Source organism: Bartonella kosoyi (assembly GCF_003606325.2).
Classification (GTDB): domain Bacteria; phylum Pseudomonadota; class Alphaproteobacteria; order Rhizobiales; family Rhizobiaceae; genus Bartonella; species Bartonella kosoyi.
In genome coordinates this window covers 1,964,497-1,983,017 of sequence record NZ_CP031843.2, presented here as the reverse complement: position 1 = coordinate 1,983,017, position 18,521 = coordinate 1,964,497, and the positions used below count along the sequence as shown (strand labels likewise).

General features: G+C 36.9%; 9 protein-coding genes and 1 pseudogene. 5 read left to right on the top strand and 5 right to left on the bottom strand.

The genetic code is table 11. From position 1 onward, the window contains the following. Nucleotides 1-61 precede the first annotated feature (61 nt). Together D1093_RS08615 and D1093_RS08610 are read left to right on the top strand one after the other, a co-directional pair. The gene (locus D1093_RS08615; protein ID WP_120102033.1) at nt 62-4,093 is read left to right on the top strand and encodes an autotransporter outer membrane beta-barrel domain-containing protein; all 4,032 of its coding nucleotides are present in this window, start codon (nt 62-64) and stop codon (nt 4,091-4,093) included. A gap of 167 nt (nt 4,094-4,260) precedes the next feature. Continuing rightward, a complete protein-coding gene (locus tag D1093_RS08610) occupies nt 4,261-7,569 on the top strand; it encodes an autotransporter outer membrane beta-barrel domain-containing protein (RefSeq protein WP_120102031.1) in 3,309 nt (1,102 codons plus the stop codon). Between the two features lie 1,338 nt (nt 7,570-8,907). Here D1093_RS08610 and D1093_RS08605 read toward each other — a convergent pair. The 3 genes from D1093_RS08605 to D1093_RS08595 are packed head-to-tail and all read right to left on the bottom strand — an operon-like array spanning nt 8,908 to nt 11,688. Further along, on the bottom strand, nt 8,908-9,879 hold the full coding sequence (locus tag D1093_RS08605) for a WD40 repeat domain-containing protein (RefSeq protein WP_120102029.1): 972 nt from the start codon (nt 9,877-9,879) through the stop codon (nt 8,908-8,910). 11 nt (nt 9,880-9,890) lie between these two features. Beyond that, a complete protein-coding gene (locus tag D1093_RS08600; RefSeq protein ID WP_120102027.1) occupies nt 9,891-10,922 on the bottom strand; it encodes a CobW family GTP-binding protein in 1,032 nt (343 codons plus the stop codon). 22 nt (nt 10,923-10,944) lie between these two features. Next, nucleotides 10,945-11,688, bottom strand: a complete 744-nt coding sequence (locus D1093_RS08595; RefSeq protein ID WP_120102025.1) for a creatininase family protein — start codon at nt 11,686-11,688, stop codon at nt 10,945-10,947. A 716-nt stretch (nt 11,689-12,404) separates the two neighbouring features. On the opposite strand from D1093_RS08595, the gene D1093_RS09935 reads away from it, so the two are divergent. Both D1093_RS09935 and D1093_RS08585 read left to right on the top strand, forming a co-directional pair. After that, nucleotides 12,405-12,569, top strand: a complete 165-nt coding sequence (locus D1093_RS09935; protein ID WP_167309091.1) for a hypothetical protein — start codon at nt 12,405-12,407, stop codon at nt 12,567-12,569. 1,895 nt (nt 12,570-14,464) lie between these two features. Then, nucleotides 14,465-14,821, top strand: a complete 357-nt coding sequence (locus D1093_RS08585; protein ID WP_120102021.1) for a hypothetical protein — start codon at nt 14,465-14,467, stop codon at nt 14,819-14,821. A gap of 1,028 nt (nt 14,822-15,849) precedes the next feature. Here D1093_RS08585 and D1093_RS10610 read toward each other — a convergent pair. Beyond that, a pseudogene (locus tag D1093_RS10610) lies at nt 15,850-16,037 on the bottom strand (integrase); the annotation flags it as partial. A gap of 222 nt (nt 16,038-16,259) precedes the next feature. Then, nucleotides 16,260-17,588 carry an NAD(P)H-dependent oxidoreductase gene (locus tag D1093_RS08580; protein ID WP_120102019.1) on the bottom strand — a complete coding sequence of 443 codons (1,329 nt, stop codon included), beginning with the start codon at nt 17,586-17,588 and terminating at the stop codon, nt 16,260-16,262. Nucleotides 17,589-17,755: 167 nt separating this feature from the next. Here D1093_RS08580 and D1093_RS08575 point away from each other — a divergent pair, with 167 nt between their 5' ends. After that, the gene (locus tag D1093_RS08575; protein WP_120102017.1) at nt 17,756-18,235 is read left to right on the top strand and encodes a MaoC family dehydratase; all 480 of its coding nucleotides are present in this window, start codon (nt 17,756-17,758) and stop codon (nt 18,233-18,235) included. The last annotated feature ends 286 nt before the right edge of the window (nt 18,236-18,521 follow it).

Genomic DNA, 18,521 nt, shown 5'->3' with positions numbered 1-18,521 from the left:
TTAAATATAAATTATTATTCTTCAATGAATAAAAGTAGGGGAATAGGAGCCAAGAAGAGTTGTGGTTTATGTATTTCACAAACATGTATTTTTATGTAACTTTACAACAGCTATTCTTTATTTTTTGCCAATCGTGAGTGTTAATGCGAATCCTCATAATGTAGGAATTCCCTGTAATGTAGCAAAGAGTTTACTTACATATAACGATAGTAAAAAGCATACGATAAGTAATGAAAATTATACCCCTTCTGTCTCTTCTCTAGATAATTTTGTTGCGGTCTTCTCTATAGAAAAAGAGAGAACTGTTTTAGATTTATCACAGACGAATATTATGGCGGATAAACCAAAGCCATCATTTCTATATAGTGCTCATGTAAAAGATAAGGGCAAGCTTGTTCTAACCAATTCAAATATTAAAGATATGTCCGGTTTTCGTGTTCAGAATGGGCAAGTGATGATGGATGGAGGGAAGATTGAAGGCAGTTCGCAAGCTGTATGTGCAGAAGGAGAAAAAACCGATATTCATTTAATGAACTTAGATGTTGATATTGTATCAGATAATTTTAATGCAAAAGGGATTGGATTCGTCAGTAGTTTTGGCGCATCCGTTAGGATAGTGTCCAGTAACGTCGCTTTTAATGAGATTAGTGGGTTTTCAACACAATTGGGGGGGAAATATTTTATTGTTGCCACGGATGTTCAGGGCAAAGGTAAGAAAGACACGATTGTAGTTGATGATGAGAGTATTGATAGATTTCCAAGAGCTTTTGACATATCACGAGGTGGTCATATTCATTTCCGTTTTGGTTCTATTCAGCTGACTGATATGCATGGCTTCTTGATTACGAATTTTGCAGGTTATGCAGATGGTAACGGTAAATTGTCTCAAGAATACGCTTTATCAAATGAGTTTACAAAGACAAATATTGTGATTGAAAGATCAAAAATTTCTGTTCAGGGTGAGGGCGTATATGGTCTGTATTTTTATGGATTAAATCCAGATGTACGGGTTGATTTGGTAAGTGATTATATGTCGTCTTCAGCGCTTTCGGGCGTGCAAAGAATTACTATGGGAGAAGCATTTGTTCATTTGTCAGAGACGACTTTTTCGGTTCCAGATGGTATCGCCATTTATAGTTCTGGTTATAGTTCCGGAAATGATGTCTATGGAGCTCAAGTTAAAATTAGCTTAAAAAAGACAAGCATTTCCGGCGATTTATTGTTAAAAGCTGAAAATAATTCTTATCTTCTCGTTGAAGCAAATTCCTCTACGCTTACAGGAGCTTCTCGTATCAAAGATACCTCTGATATTTATTTGCATTTAAAGAATGGTTCTCACTGGTATCTTACCAAAAGTAAATATCAAGATTTGCAGAATCCAGATGCTACGAGTTCATCACTTTCAGGTGTGGACCTTGAGGATAGTACAATTGTTTTTGATCATTATCAATACTCTGGTTATCACACGCTGCACATTGGGAAAAAAAGGGGGGTAAACCAAGTAATATTAGATGATGAGGAGGAGTACGTATATGGTGCAGCAGGTAATACTCGGATTAAGATGAGAATATTTGTGAATAATGATGGTTCATTTGATCCGCAAAAAACGGATCGTATTTTCATCTACGGGAATGTTTTGGGAACCACGCTTATTGAAATGGAAGAATTTCAAAAAACTTCAGATAAAAAGGTGATTGACGAAAGCAATAAAAGTGTTTCGATTATTCAGGTTGTTGGAGAAGCAGAGGAAGATTCCTTTAAACTTTTCAGTGATTATACTGCAATAAATGGATTTCCTTATCAATATAAGCTTCGTGCTTATGGTCCAAGTTCTTCTTCTGGAGAAGCGAATCCAAAGAATAGATTGGTTGCAGAGGAAGGAGATTTTTGGGATTTTCGTATTGAAAGTGTTTACATTGGTCCTAAATTGAATTCTTCTGAATCTGCTTCTAAGCCCACATCTATAGTTTTACCCCCTCAATCTGAAGCAGAAACAATCCCTTCTGAAAGACCAACAGAGACTATTTTACCTGAGCAGCCTCCTTCTGTTGAGCCTCCGCTTATGCCATCTACACCTTCTTTGCCTGAAGAAACTGAACCGTCTGAAACATTTATCCCTACGGATTCTACTCTCACTCCTTCTGCACCAGTTCCGTCTGAGCTTCCCTCTGTACCAACTTTTCCAGAGAATCCTTCTACTGAGCAACCTACGCCGGAATCGTTTGTTCCAGTTGAGACTTCTACGGATGAGGTTATGCCATCTAAGCCATCTGTTCCGGTTGTTCCTTCATCTACGGATTCTGTTCCACCTCCTTCTGAACCAGTTGAACCAAAGCCTTCTGAGCCTTCTTCTGTATCAATCGTTCCAGAGAATTCTTCTACTGAGCAACTTATGTCACTTGTTCCAGTTGAGACTCCTACAGATGAGATGTTGCCATCTAAGCCATCTGTTCCGGTTGTTCCTTCATCTACGAATTCTGTTCCACCTCCTTCTGAACCAGTTGAACCAAAGTCTTCTGAGCCTTCTTCTGTATCAATCATTCCAGAGAATTCTTCTACTGAGCAACTTATGCCACTTGTTCCAGTTGAAACTTCTACTGATGAGGCTTTGCCATCTAAGCCACATGTTCCGGTTGTTCCTTCATCTACGGATTCTGTTCCACCTCCTTCTGAACCAGTTGAACCAAAGTCTTCTGAGCCTCCCTCTGTACCAATAGTCCCAGAGAATTCTTCTACTGAGCAACTTATGCCACTTGTTCCAGTTGAAACTTCTACTGATGATGCTTTGCCATCTGAGCCATCTGTTCCGGAATCTCCTTCATCTACGGATTCTGATCCACCTCCTTCTGAACCAATTGAACCAAAGCCTTCTGAGCCTCCCTCTGTACCGACTGTTCCAGAGGAAGCTTCTACTGAGCAACTTATGCCACTTGTTCCAGTTGAGACTTCTACGGATGAGGTTATGCCATCTAAGCCATCTGTTCCGGTTGTTCCTTCAGCTACGGATTCTGATCCTGTTTCTCCTCCTTCTGATGCTGTTGAACCAAAGCCTTCTACGTCCTCTGATGCTTTGAAACCTTCCTCTAATCTCCCTATGCCGCTTGATGTTCAGCCTGAGCTAGGTATTAGAGCCGTTGTTCCGCAATTGCCTACTTATCTTCTTTTGCCAAATGCTTTATTCCATGCGGGTTTGATGGATATGACTACGCAAAATAAAAAGTTGGAGACAATGCGGGGTGTTTTTCACTCTTCTTGGAAAGAAGATGAAAACACAGCCTTTTTTCTGCGTGCTTATGGGGGGAGCCATCATTATGCTTCCAATTTATCTGCTTTTGAATATGGCTATGGCGCTGAGCTTGATTATAATGCATTTCAAGCAGGTGTTTTGTTAAATGAGATTGAGGGTTTATATACGCGTACATTCTTTGGGGCTTTGGGGAACTATGGAAACCTTTCTCTACACCCTCAGAATGTTGAACAAAGCAAAAAAAGCGCATTTCATAAATGGTCTGTTGGGGCTTATGGAAGTTTGCAGCATGATACCGGTTTTTATATGGATGGGGTGTTATCGTATGGCCTTTTTAAGGGAGATGTTTTGACCCTTTCACGAGGCAAAGTTGTTGCATTAAAGGGGAAACAGTTTAGTGGTTTTTTAACCAGTGGTAGAACGTTTGCAATAGGCGATAAAGGTGTTGTTTTTGATCCGCAGGTTCAGATTGTTTATCAGCATCTTCAATTTCATCAAGCGCTTGATGTTGATAATCTTGATGTTGATTTAGGAAAATTTCATCAATGGATGGGGCGTGTTGGTGGGCGTTTAAGCAAGACGCTAGGTATTTCTGAAAAGGGACGTGAGGTTTCTTTTTATAGTAAGCTTTCTTATTTGCATAGTTTTGAAGATAAGCAATTTGTTTCTTTTAAAAACGATTTCCAGTTAGGTTCTTTTGGCTCTTCTTTGGAGGCAGGGCTTGGGTTTAATGCACGTCTTTCTTCAAAACTTTCTCTTCATGGAGATGTTACTTATCAACATAGGTTGAAGAAAGTTGGTTTTTCCGGAGCGCATTTCTCTGCCGGATTGCGTCATCTTTTTTAGCTATACATAAACTATATAGTAACTTATATATAAGTATATAGTGTTATATTAAGTATTAAAGTAACTATCTTGTTTTATATTTGTTGTATTTTCAGAATTTTGTAGCTTAAATATAAATTATTATTCTTCAATGAATAAAAGTAGGGGAATAGGAGTCAAGAAGAGTTATGATTTATGTATTTCACAAACATGTATTTTTATGTCACTTTACAACAGCTATTCTTTATTTTTTACAGGTTACTTATGTTAGTTCTACGGACCTTTCAATTGATAGAAGAGGGGTGTTTTATAATTGTGATGATAAAAGAATACACTTCCTTGCAAATAAAGTTTATTACTTAAAAAGTTCTCAGGAGGCGTCTGCTAGTACTGCACCTATTGCAGCTATATATGTAGAAAAGGCAGGCACTATTGTTAATGCATCTCAGGTAACAGTTTATGGTGATAATCCAGACAAAACATCTGCTTATGGGGCGTATGTAAGAAATGGTGGAAGACTTAATCTAGCAATTTCAAATTTTAAGGACATACCTGCTCTTTGTGCTCAAGATGCAGTTATTAGCATGATATTAGGGGAAATTAAGGGAACTTCACATGCTATTTATGCATGGGGGAGAGGAGCAAATATTTCTTTAGAGAGTGTAAATATCGATATTGAGTCCGATAATTCGAATGTAAAAAGTATCGGTATTATGAGTGGTTTTGGTGCAATGGTTAGAATGTCAGACGGTACTGTTAATTTTAACCAGATTGGCTCATTTTCAACTCTGTTTGAGGGGCGCTATTTTCTTGATAATATAGGTATTATGGGACAAGGAGGGAGGGAAGAGTCGGGAACGGGTGGTGATAGTGCTATGGGGGGATTGCCAGAAGCTTTTGAGGTTTTTCAAGGGGGGGATGTTTATTTAAAAAATGGCTTCTTTCAGCTTAACTCTATGCATGCATTCTTGATTAAAAACTTTTCAGGTTATGTCAATGATAATAGTAGGTTAATTCAAAGGCATATCTTACCAAATGGCTTTAAAAATACAAATATTAAGATAGAAAAAAACAATATTTCTGTGAAAGGAGAGAGAGCACATGGTTTGTATTTTAATGTTTTAGCTCCAGAAGAGTTTGCTAAAATGTTGAGGCAACAAGATGATGAAAAAAATTTAGAAACCAAAAAAGTTATCACGGGGAGGGCATTTGTTCATTTATCAGAGACAAATATGACAGTTCCAGACGGGATTGCGATTTATGCGAAGGGGAATAAAGACTATGAAGTAAAAGGCACTCTTGAATTATCGGATGAAACAAAAATCTCTGGTGATTTGTTGCTAAAAGCTGAAAATAATGCTTCTCTATTGGTGAAAGCAAATTCTTCTTTTCTTAAAGGAGGGACGCGTGTTGAGGATAGATCGGTTATTGATTTAGAGTTAGTTCATTATTCAAAATGGTATCTTACCAAAAGTAAATACAATGGTTTACAGGAGTCTGTTTCATCACTTTCTTCTCTACACCTTTCCAATAGCACATTGATCTTTGATGAAGATAGTGGTTATCAAACTCTGCGCATTGGAAAAAAAACAAATATAGATGCAAGAGATAACATTTCAGATTCAATAGATAAAAAAGTCTACAGTGCTGAGGGAAATGCTCAGATTAGATTGAATGCATTTTTGAATGATGAGGGGTTATTTGATTCCCAAAAGACGGATCGCATATTGATCTATGGTGATGTTTCTGGAATGACATTCATTCGTGTGCAAAATTTTCCAAAATATGCAAGTAAAGAAGTCTACGAGGGAAGAGATCAAAGCATTTCACTCATTCAAGTTGCTGGAACAGCACAGGCAGGTTCTTTTCGACTCGCCAATGGTTATGATGATTATACTACGGTGAAGGGTTTTCCTTATCAATATCGTATTCGTGGTTATGGTCCAGGTTCGCCCTTTGGAGAAGCGGATGCTAGGCAAAGATTAGTGGAAGGTGAGGGGGATTTTTGGGATTTTCGTCTTGAAGGTATCTATCTTCATTCTGGATTGGGTTCTTATCATGGTCCATTTGGTAAACCTTCTCCGTTTTCATTATCTTATCCTGTAGACTCTCCACCTCCCGGTCCCCTTCCTACGTTGTTGATGTCTGACTCGCCTTCTTCTTCTACGCCCTCTGATCCTGTTGATCCTCCACCTCCCGATCCGCTTTCTACGTCGTTTATGTCTGACTCACCTTCTTCTGCATCCTCTGATCCTGTTGATCCTCCACCTCCCGATCCGCTTTCTACGTCGTTTATGTCTGACTCACCTTCTTCTGCATCCTCTGATCCTGTTGATCCTCTACCTCCCGATCCACTTTCTACATCGTTGCCATCTGAGCCACCTGTTCCGGTTGTTCCTTCATCTACGGATTCTGATGCTGTTTCTCCTCCTTCTGATCCTATTGAACCAAAGCCTTCTCAACCTTCTGCTCCTGTTGAGCCTTCGTCTCATCTTTCTGTCCCGTTTGATGGGAAGCCTGAGCTAGGTATTAGAGCTGTTGTTCCTCAATTGCCAACGTATCTCCTTTTGCCAAATGCTTTATTCCATGCGGGGTTGATGGAGATGACCACGCAAAATAAGATGTTAGAGACAATGCGGGGTGCTTTTTATTCTTTTGGGAGAGATAATAAAGACACGGCCTTTTTTCTGCATGCTTATGGGGCAAGCCATCATTATGCTTCCAATTTATCTGATTTTGAATATGGCTATGGCGCTGAGCTGGATTATAATGCATTTCAAGCAGGTGTTTTGTTAAATGAGATTGAGGGTTTATATACGCGTACATTCTTTGGGGCTTTGGGGAACTATGGAAACCTTTCTCTACACCCTCAGAATGTTGAACAAAGCAAAAAAAGCGCATTTCATAAATGGTCTGTTGGGGCTTATGGAAGTTTGCAGCATGATACCGGTTTTTATATGGATGGGGTGTTATCGTATGGCCTTTTTAAGGGTGATGTTTTGACCCTTGCACGAGGCAAAGTTGTTGCATTAAAGGGGAAACAGTTTAGTGGTTCTTTAACGAGTGGTAGAACGTTTGCAATAGGCGATAAAGGCGTTGTTTTTGATCCGCAGGTTCAGATTGTTTATCAGCATCTTCAATTTCATCAAGCGCTTGATGTTGATAATCTTGATGTTGATTTAGGAAAATTTCATCAATGGATGGGGCGTGTTAGTGGGCGTTTAAGCAAGACGCTAGGTGTTTCTGAAAAGGGACGTGAGGTTTCTTTTTATAGTAAGCTTTCTTATTTGCATAGTTTTGAAGATAAGCAATTTGTTTCTTTTAAAAACGATTTCCAGTTAGGTTCTTTTGGCTCTTCTTTGGAGGCAGGGCTTGGGTTTGATGCGCGTCTTTCTTCAAAACTTTCTCTTCATGGAGATGTTACTTATCAACATAGGTTGAAGAAAGTTGGTTTTTCCGGAGCGCATTTCTCTGCCGGATTGCACCACCGTTTTTAAAAGAGATCCATTGTACACTTTTATATGAAAGGCAGAAAAATCTTCTGCCTTTTAAATCTCTTAACTTATATCCCTTCATCAATATATGGTTATTTTTTTAAGTATAAAAAGCTACTGTAAACGATTTCTTTGATTGATGATTGAAGTTATTCAAGATGCTTTCTTCTATGTAATGAGAAACTTTTCTACAAATTTTAATGTTGTGATATGAGGATAGATTTCATTATGAATGTGATGACAATCTTTTATACTGAATGCTTTGTTGTGTAAGCTTTCAAAAAAGGCGGTATTGATGGTTGTTTTTTTAATATTAGAGTAGGCTAAAATGGCTTTAGGCGTTTTTCTTAAGAGTTTTTGGGATTATTTTTGTCCGTTTTTTTATTTATTTTTTTAAGATGTTTTCTTGAGAATTTTAGAGAGATACTTGTTTTTTTTAGAAAAGACAGAGAGCATTTGAGGTCAGATTATCATAAAAAGTAAAGAAGGCTTTATCGTGTTTTTAGGAGTGTTTTTTTTACAAATGATAGATGCCAAGAGTAATTTTATATAGATTATTTTTATTGCTGTAATAAGTGGGTATCATCATTCTATTTTCCAGCTTTCAATATTGCGGTGACTTTAGCTCTCAAAAGTGTTCATAAGAAGTATTTTTAGTCATTTTTTCAATGTTTTGTATTGATACGGTTTCCCTGTTTGCAATGTGCAAGCAAAAGGTTTTTGTTCATTCAATATAAACAGATTTGAAATAAGAGAACTTTACAATTTGAAGGGCTTTCATTCGATATGTAAAACAATGAATATTCTTTATAAATCAACTGGATATGTTGAGACAAGAATTCGAATTGTAAATCAGAATTAGTTGAGAATTCCGTCCTTTGAGGTGTGGGGTGGAGGTCAAAAATTTTTATTTAAAAAAATAATGTTGAGTTCCCTTCTTCTGATCGTAGGAATAAATAAGTCTTATTCGATAATAATGTAAGCTATATTTTGCTCAAATTCTAAGAAAAGTGCTTTTATGGGAGTGTGCAACTCATAGCATAGATTATTATAGAGGGAGGGGGCTTTATAGGCAATGGGGTGGTGCGGTCTTATAGGTATAGTATTTTTGTACGGAGGAATGATACCAAGAGGTTAAAACATGTTTAAGGTCTTTTCTTGCCTAAAGCGGGGAGATTAGGAAGATGGAAGACTTCATGATTATAAAAATTTTAGAGACTTTTTGAGAGATTTTTGGGGAAGGTGTTTAGGATTTCTGCAAGCTCTAGAGATGTGCGGGGCTGAGATTTCTAGAAGATTGTGTGTGTTTATCGGTGATGGTTGTACTTGTTGGTACTTGGTTTAATCAGTGATATTGATCACACCACATTCACCATTTTCGCTGCCGAAGGTGAGGTTTTGCCCTGTTTGATCCCAGCTGAGTGCTGAGATAGCGCTTTTCCCATAACCTTTTAGAATGACTTCTTTTCCGTCACGAAAATGTGCCGCTAAAATCATTCCATCATTGAAGCCTATGGCTACAATTTCTTTGCTTGGATGGCATGAAACGGTGCTAACAAGTGCATTTGCTCGTGTTCCAAGTTCTAAGGGTGTTTTTCCCATGGGACCGTCTTTTGTATGAAAGGGCCAAACAATTGCTGCAGAAGCACCTGATGTTGCGAGCCATTTTCCTTTTGCACTCCAAGACCAACTTTTGACTTTGCTTGGGTAACCACTCATGCGTAAATGTTGATGATCGGTAAGACGCCAGCCGTGCAAGGCGTTTTCTTGCAGCGTGGAAATGACATAGCGGTTGTCTGGTGAAAAGGTGACGCCACAATGAGCGCCTTTCCATACCAATGTGGTGGGAGATGTTTGCGTTGAGAGCCAATGAAGCGTAACGCCATTGTAATGGGCAACCGCAAGTCGTAAACCTTTTGGGGCAAAAGCCAATCCTTCTATACTGCGCTCATACGTAAACTCTTGTCGTTCTTTTCCAACATGTACAAATGTGAGACGTGAGGCGGAAAAGGCAAAAGCTTTTTGGGGACCAAAAACAACGTTATTTATCCATTTGCGTTCTTTTTGACTGAGAAGTTCTGTGTGACCATCAGCTCTTGTTTGACAGACTTTTCCATCTTCTCCTCCTGTGATGATCGCGGTATTGTCATGAGAAAAATGACTTGAAATTATTCCTTTGTGAACGTCAAAGGTTTGTGGGGTTGGGGTTAAAAAAACAATCAAACCTTCTACGGAAACAAAGGCTGGTTTGTTGCCTATAAAACCACAGGAAAGGCAGTAACTTTGGAGATCATAATGGGTAATGTTTGGCATTGTCACTCATTTTATGCGCAATTTTCAAAATCAGTTTTTAACTTTTCAGCATCAAGACAGCGTCCGATAAAAACAAGGCGGCTTTCTCGTTTTTCATCTTCACGCCATGGGCGTTGGTGTTGTCCCTCAAGAAACATATGAATGCCCTGAATGACATAGCGATCATCATCTCCTTGAAAGGCGATAATGCCTTTGAGACGCAAGATATCTGGTCCTTGTTGCTGCGTAACCTGTTGGATCCAAGGGAAAAACTTTTCTGGTTGCAGGGCTCCTGTTTTTAAACTTATAGAAGTGACGGTAATATCATGAATGCTCGATGTGTGATGATGATGGTCATGATGGCAATCGGGACCACACACATGATCTCCATGTTGATCTGTATGCTCGTGATCAAGAAAATGAGGCTCATGGTCTAAAGCGCGTTGGAGATCAAAGAAACCACAATTGAGGAGTTTATCAAGAGGAATATTGGTGCGCTGTGTTGTATAGAGTATGGCACGAGGATTAATGGCAAAAATAAGAGATTCAGCATGGGCACGTTCTTGTGTTGTGACGAGATCAATCTTATTTAAAAGAACGATGTCTGCGAAGGCAATTTGCTCTTCAACTTCACGACTTTTTTTCAGTTGAGAGGGAAAATACTTTGCATCAACGACAACTATGACACTGTCGAGAGCTGTTTTTTCATGGACAGTATCATCCATGAAAAAGGTTTGTGCAACAGGAATGGGATCAGCAAGCCCTGTTGTTTCTATAATAATCGCATCAAATCGATGGGAGCGTTGCATCAGACTTTCCAGAATGCGAATGAGATCACCGCGCACGGTGCAGCAAACACAGCCGTTATTCATTTCATAAATTTCTTCATCAGATTCAATGATCAGGTCATTATCAATCCCAATTTCACCAAATTCATTGACAATGACGGCATAGCGTTTGCCATGATTTTCACTGAGAATGCGGTTGAGAAGGGTGGTTTTTCCTGCACCAAGATAGCCCGTGAGAACTGTAACAGGAAGTTTTTTTTGGGGTATCTTTTCCATGAGGGGACCTTTATTTTGTTCTTTATCGCCATGTGTTTATGTTAAATCGCTTGATATCATCAAGTAAATCACGAAGCTGAGACAGAACATGAGAAAAGATTGCTTCACCGGCTTGGGGGGTTGCTTTGCTTGCATTTCCTGCTGCACCGTGCGTGTTGAGATCTCGCATTGTCCAGCCAAAGGCATGGGGACCATAAGCGCGTAAATAGCGATAATTGGCAATCATATCTGCTTGTTTATTACGAAAATTTTTAGCCCTTTCCATATGGACTTTTTCTGGCGCTAAATAGAGCATGAGAGAGGTTTCAATAAAACCACCATGGATATCAAGAGGCTGTTGAGCGGGCTCTATCAGACCTTGCGGCAAGCCAAAACGGCTCCAGCTTGTTGCGACAGCAAGCATGGAAAAGCGCCTTCTCAATTCGGTGATAACAATGCTCATTAAAGGTGAATTGCCTCCGTGAGCATTGAGAAGAAGAAGACGTTTGATCCCTTTGTGATAGCAGTTTTCACCAATCTTTATCCAGCGCTTAATCGCATCAGAAAAGGTAAGAGTTTGTGTGCCTGTGATATCCATATGTTCTACAGAATAGCCAATTTTTTCAACCGGTAAAAGGGCGATATGAAATTGTTCTTTTGTTTCTAACGTGAGGGCTTTTGCAAAAGCTTCAGCAATAATCCAGTCGGTTTCAAAGGGAAGGTGCTCTCCGTGATATTCATGTGCGCCCAAAGGTAAAAGAGCGAGAAAAGGCGTGTTAGATACCATAAATTATTGCCCAAAAGAGGAGTTCATACAGATAAAGTGATCAAAGGTGCTATCTCTATTTAATCTATCTATAAGAGAAACGCAAATAGGTGTTTTTGGGGATGTTCTAAAAATGAAAGCTTTATGAAAAATAGTGAAGGTTTTATTAAGGGAAGCTAACACAGTTTTTGATGTAATATGCGGTGCCCTTCTAAAGATAGGTCTCTTTTGTAAGCGTTTTTGATGCGTCTTTTTATTTTTGAGAAGCCAATATTTAGGAAGTTTAAATACTTACACATCATGGAATGAAAAATATTTTTTTCATTGTGTCTTAAAAAGGTAAGTTTAGATGAAGTTTAATATTCTTCTTTCTGTTATGGAGCGAAGATAACCAAAGCATTTGTGTTATAGAAAAGGCTACGAGGACACAGACTTTGGTTTCAATCAGGATTCTTACGTTTGTAATTCAAGTTTACATAAACATCTATAAAAGAATAGAAATGTTTGTTCACTCATTTTACTTTGAACAGGGGTTTAACACATTTTAGTATTCATGAGAAACATGAATATAATGAGAAGAATTTATGTGAGGTAAAATCGCATAATGACACTATATTGATTTGTAAAGAGTGTTTTGAATGAGAGTCTCAAATATCATAAAATTTTCTTATCTCAAGTCTGTTCCATGTTGAGTCAATAAAAACTTGCCTCTTGCACAGCACAAATGGATTAGTTATGTGGGCGGATTAGCTGTATGGCGTGAAACTATGCAAGAAAGGTATGCCTCTTATGACCCTTATCAAGTACTACGGGTTGGTTTGCAACATTGGGTAATGGCAAAGTGTGTGATGGTGCTGCCTGCTTGCTCTTTTATTAAGCGTAAAGATGGTGGTGCTCAATGAATTTACCGTTTATGCCCTTTGATGTGCAGCGTCGCGAAATTATAGAGAGCTTGATGAGCTTATAAGATGATAAAAAAGAGAAACCGTTGAAACCATGATAAACAGAACCCCATTTTGTGTTGGACATCGCTTGTTTTAAAGAAACATCAGGTATCCAAGCCTATTTTGTAACATTGCACATCGAAGAGTATAATAGTCAATCCCTATAATAGAAAAACGATTGTATACCATCATCTTTATACTTGTTGAAGTAAAAAGGGGGTGCCAGCATATACTTTGTCATCTTCCGATTTTTGCAGCAGCCTTTGGTGCTTAAAATACCTCATAAGTGATATTTTTTCTTTAAAGTTTTCTCCCTACACATCACTTTCATTTGTGATTTGCAAGCAAATAAATTGGATTGATTTAATATAAACAGCATTAAACTTAAGAGGAATTTATAATTGTCAGGTGCTCTTGCATTCAATATGCAAAACAATGGATTATGATTATAAATCAGTTCCTCGCTTTTAAGATGAGCCGTTGATAAATTGATTGATCAATATCGGTTTTAATGGCTCTTTTTTCAATCTGTTTATCTTGAAGCAGGTCCTGCAAAAACGCGATTTTCTCATAGGTTGCCCTATCACTTTTCCTTCAAATATTTGCATAATTTTTTTATTCATATTTTAATGACGTTTATATTAAGTATAGTATGTGTATTATTGTATGTATAAAAATAAATTGTTAGAAAATAGATTTTATTTTTAAATAATTTATTTTTATTTTACTCTTTTATTTAAAAAAATAATACTGTAACATAAATTTATGTTTAAAGTATTTAAAAATAAGTTTTATTGCTCTATTTTTATAGCATTCATTCTTTTTTTTGTACAAGGTGCAGAGAGTCATATAAATCTTGATAAAGATTTATTTCAAAGAGAATTATTTTTTACTCATCAAGAGAAAAATAGAGTGACTCGAAATATAGATAGGGCTGTGATCTATCTTATTGAAGAAAAAAATCAGCTAACTTTTATGAAGGTTAGGCAAGAGAGTTGTTTTTCAGCATTTTGGGGAATTATCTCATTTTTCATGACTATCTTAGTATTTGGTTTTAGATAGTTTTCTCGCACTTTTGTGTTGCTTATAATGTTTTTGTAAATCTGATAAGTTGATTTATTTTATAAGTGCGTTTTGTTAATTTTGAAGATAGAGATCTTGAAAAATCTTTTACGCTTTATAACCATTTTGTTAAAGATGGGTAGACTTTTAAGGTTTACTGATGAAAATATATTCATTTTAGATCGCTATTTTTATTTGCTCGCGATTTTATTTCTCGACATTATTGAGAGTAAACCTGTACCATATATCGATGAGGGATATAATAAGAGATCCTTGAAGCGCTATACCATCTTTCTCTGATCTCGATAATAGACAAGTATTATTATATTATATAATTGTTTAAATTAAGTTATTTTTTATAATTTATTTTAATACAAAATTTGATAAATTATTATTATGGAAAAAATAATTAATCTATTTTTTATGTTCACGAATTTTTTAAACTTTAAATAGTTATAATGGAATGTAGAGACTATTGATATATTATCACTTTAATAAAATTATTATTCATAATATGAGACGATACGCAATTGTTTGTGCTAAGATTTATAGTTATTTTTAAATAACTTTTCTCAAGTATGATATTAAAAAAAACTTCTATTATTATTTTGAATTCATTAGTGTTTATTTTTTTAATTTAAATTATATTTTTTTACTTTACATGTAATACATAATGTATTATATATGTCTTATAATTAAATATAATATATCATGTTGTATTATTTATTTTTATATATATGAATATTATTTAACTTTTTCTTCTGCAAAGAAAAAGAGGAGCAAAGAAAGCTATGTTTAAAATATTTAAAAATCGTGTATGTTCATTTACTTTTACACTACTTATTCTTTTTTTTGTACAGATTATAGAGGGGAATGCAAGTTTTGTAAAAAATCAATTTCAAGAGAGTACGGCAGTTATTGTTTCTACAGCAGAAAACAATGCAGTTATTAAAGTGGTGGATAGCGCTATCATTTATGGTGTTGAGGAACAAAATAGCGTTGCTTTTGGAAGGGCTGAAAAAGTTTCTGCATATTCAGGTTCAGCTTTTTGGGGTGGGATAGGTATTGTATCACTTCTTGCTTCTTTATGTTGTGGCGATATAGTTGGTGCTGTTGTCTCTATTTTAGGAATGCTATGTACACTCTAGGAGAAAACTGATCTTAGTAGAGGATTCATTGAATTTGTCGATGTGTTTTTCGTTCACTTCATTATTTTGAAAAAATCACTATTTGAAGTTATTTATACTGTATTGAATGAAAAAAATCACTATTATTAATACTAAATGTATCTTTTGTTGATGTTATTAAAGTTCAACACCTTGCAATTGATGTTTTTCATTTTCAAAATGGGGTAACCTGACTTTTTACAGTTTATGGTCATTTTCTTGTTGTAAGGCTAGTATTTTCATCATCTTTATCAGCCTTTTCATATTGTTTTGCTACTTTTATATAAAGGTTATTCATCAAAGGTATATGTATCCTTTTTAAAATATTTCTTATATTGTAAAATAAAAAACAAGAAGAGATAAAACAAAAGTTCTGTATTTTCTCTTCTAACAAGTAGTTTATGATAAATTATCATTATAAATCAATATATTAAATTAAAAATGAATTTATTGCTTTATAAATATTTATCATTGCAAGTCTGTTCATGTTGAATCCATCAAAAGAATTTTTTGCCTATCACAAGGTGCATTCGTGTATGGGTAACAACTCTTTAAGAAAAAAGTAAAAATTCTCTCATGAATTATTTCTAAGGCTCAAGGGCTATCGTATATTGGGAATGGGAAAATAAAACGATGATGCCGGTTTTTATCTTTATGGCGTAAAGATAGAGATATATAATAAATCTTAATATTATTTCATGGAGAGGTTTTATAGTATTTACAGGCTTTCTTGTGAGAGAGAGGTGCTGATGCGCGGCGTTGGAAAATATTTTTATTAAAACAGACACTTGAATTTGCAATACAAATACATTCTGGGTTGTTCTGTTGCCTAAGGAAAGGATGCTGTTAAGTAAGGTGATAAGGAGGGGATAGATGAGGGAGAGGGCAAGTATAAGGTCTTGTTTGATATAAAGATTTGCAATTCACGGAATCTTCACGAAGGAAGTATTCTTAATCCAGAATGCGTTTATTTTTTATGCGTTACTTTCATATAGAAAAGGAATATTGTTCCTTAAAGAAACATCTCTTAAGGCAGCCAATTTCATTGCATGGTGGTGATCATGAATAGGTATAACGGTCAATCCATTGAGCACCTCCATCTTTACGCTTATGAAATAACAAGCTGGCACCATCACACACTTTGCCAGCCTCTAATGTGTGACAGTCTTTAGCACTTAAGGCGGTTCATAAGAGCCATTTTTAGTCTTTTCTTATACGATTTTTATCCACACACCAGCTCCGCTTGTAACGTGCAGGTGAATGGTTTTGATTGATTCAAGATAAAAAGATTTTAAATGAGAGAATCTTACGTTATTTGGGATTCTCATTCAATATGAATAATGATAGATTATCATTATAAATCAATGCGTTGTTTTGTAAAGCAATGAATTTTTTAGGATAAGAAGAGGATATTTATAGATCAGCCGAGAGAAGGGCAATGAAGTAAAAGGTCTTGTTTGGCACGAAGACGCGCAATCCATTGATCTTCACGAATAGCCGTATTATGCACTGTAATGAGTTCATTTTTTTTAATTGCAGCTGTTACCGTTGCTTTTTCTAAAAGACCACAAGGAATGGCTTGGTGAGCGCGTGCTTCTGCAATATTCATGATCCAAGCGCGATAACTATAAAGACCGATGAAATCTAATTGGTCACCTGGGTGTAAATCTTTTTTAGCAACAGCACAGACTTCTACTACGGGATGGCTAAGGGGAACCATATCTTTTTTGCCATACAGCATAACGCGTGCGCAGGTGAGGGGAACTTCCATAGCTGTTAAATGATAGGGGCGGTGAAAGGTGAAATAAGGTCCCTGACCAATTTTTAAATCTTCCATACGCTCGCGTAAACGTGGGTGTGCTATTTCTGCAATGACAAAGACCCCTGGGGAAACACCTTGACCTATTGAATAATCCACCACACCATATTGTTGCAAGATGCCTCCATCTTGTTTTGGAATAAGGACTTTGTTTAAATCTTGCAGTGCTGCTTGAGGGCCGTGCATTCCTGGGCAATCGGGGAGAAGTCCAGTAGCATTGGCAATTGCTGCCATTTCAACCATTGTTTTGGAACCATCAATAAATTCAACCAACATGCGCACATTCATATTACGGCGGAGTGCTTCTTCTTCATAAGCATCGGGTGTGGCATCAAAGAGGAGAGGATTATTTTTTCCCTTCCCCGCTGCAACAATTTTATGCCCAAGAGCTGAAACAAATTCGATAAGTTCCATGCAGGAAGTCGGTTCATCACCAGCACCAAGGGTATAAATAAGGCCTCGTTTTTCTGCTTCATGTTTCAGATACGCGCCAATCGTAACATCAGCTTCAACATTCATCATGACAAGATGTTTGTTGTTTTCAAGCGCTTTAAAGCCAATTTCTGCTCCTGCTTCAGGATAACCAGTTGCATCAACGATAATATCAATTTGTTCATGGCGCAAAACAAGGTCAATATCGTCTGTTGCTGCAATCAAACCTTTTTCAATGCTTTGTGTGAGGGCATGCGCATTTTCAACTTCACAGACATGTCCTTCTTCGCCATAGGCAAGTGTCGCAGCATCAAAAATACGTGACGGTGTCCTCGTGGCGACGGCGGCGACTGTTATCCCCTCCATATGCGCAATACTTGATAATAAATCTGTGCCCATTTCACCACAACCAATCAGTCCAATACGAATGGGGGGATGGTTTTCTGCACGTTGCTTCAAATCATGCGCTAAACCTGTTAGGTTCACATTGCTTGCCATTCTTTTTTCCCATTTGAAAACTATTCTGTTAAAAAAGGTTTCTTATTCATACGGTGTATTTGTTTTTAAGACAATTAATTAATCTTTTATTCTTGATGCTCTAATCAATGGGTTTTATAAAAGCAAGAGGGGTGGTTGTTTTTATCAAATAAAATGGGAATAGCGTTATGCAGCAAAAAATCGCAGTACAAGATGTTGCTACTTTTATTGGAAAAGAAATAGGATTATCGCAGTGGCGTCTTGTTACACAGGATATGATTAATCAATTTGCAGGCGCTACAGATGATCATCAATGGATACACGTTGATGAGGAAAAAGCCAAAAAGACACCTTTTGGGGGAACGATTGCTCATGGCTTTTTAACATTATCGCTTTTGTCTACACTTGCTTATGAGGCTCTTCCAGAGTTAGAAGGAGCTGCAATGGGGATTAATTATGGTTTCGATAAAGTACGGTTTATGAGTCCTGTGAAAACAGGAGCTCGGGTGCGTGCGCGTTTTTTGTTAGATGATGCCGAAATTCGCCCTTCTGGTCGCGTGGTTTTCCATTATGGGGTGACAGTGGAGGTAGAAAAATTAAAAAAACCAGCCCTTACGGCTCAATGGCTTATTGTTGCTGTGCTGGGCGAAAAATTCTCCAACCTTTAAAATTATTTGAGTGCTTTGTTTTATAAGGATTTTCCTACAATTTTATTAGAATTTTCTTTGATGACAGCATTGAGAATGTAGTGTTTTATCGTGTCATTCATCCGGAATGCGAGGCTAGAATATCGTAAGATGCTTTCATTCTAAATTTATTTTCATGTCGAAATAATCAAAACCACTCATTTGCATGTTTAAAAGCGGTCAAGTCTGTATGGAGTGAACTGTACAAGAAAGGTATGCCGAACTGTCTCGAGTGTTAAGGGGTGGTTTACAACACTGGGATTTGGCA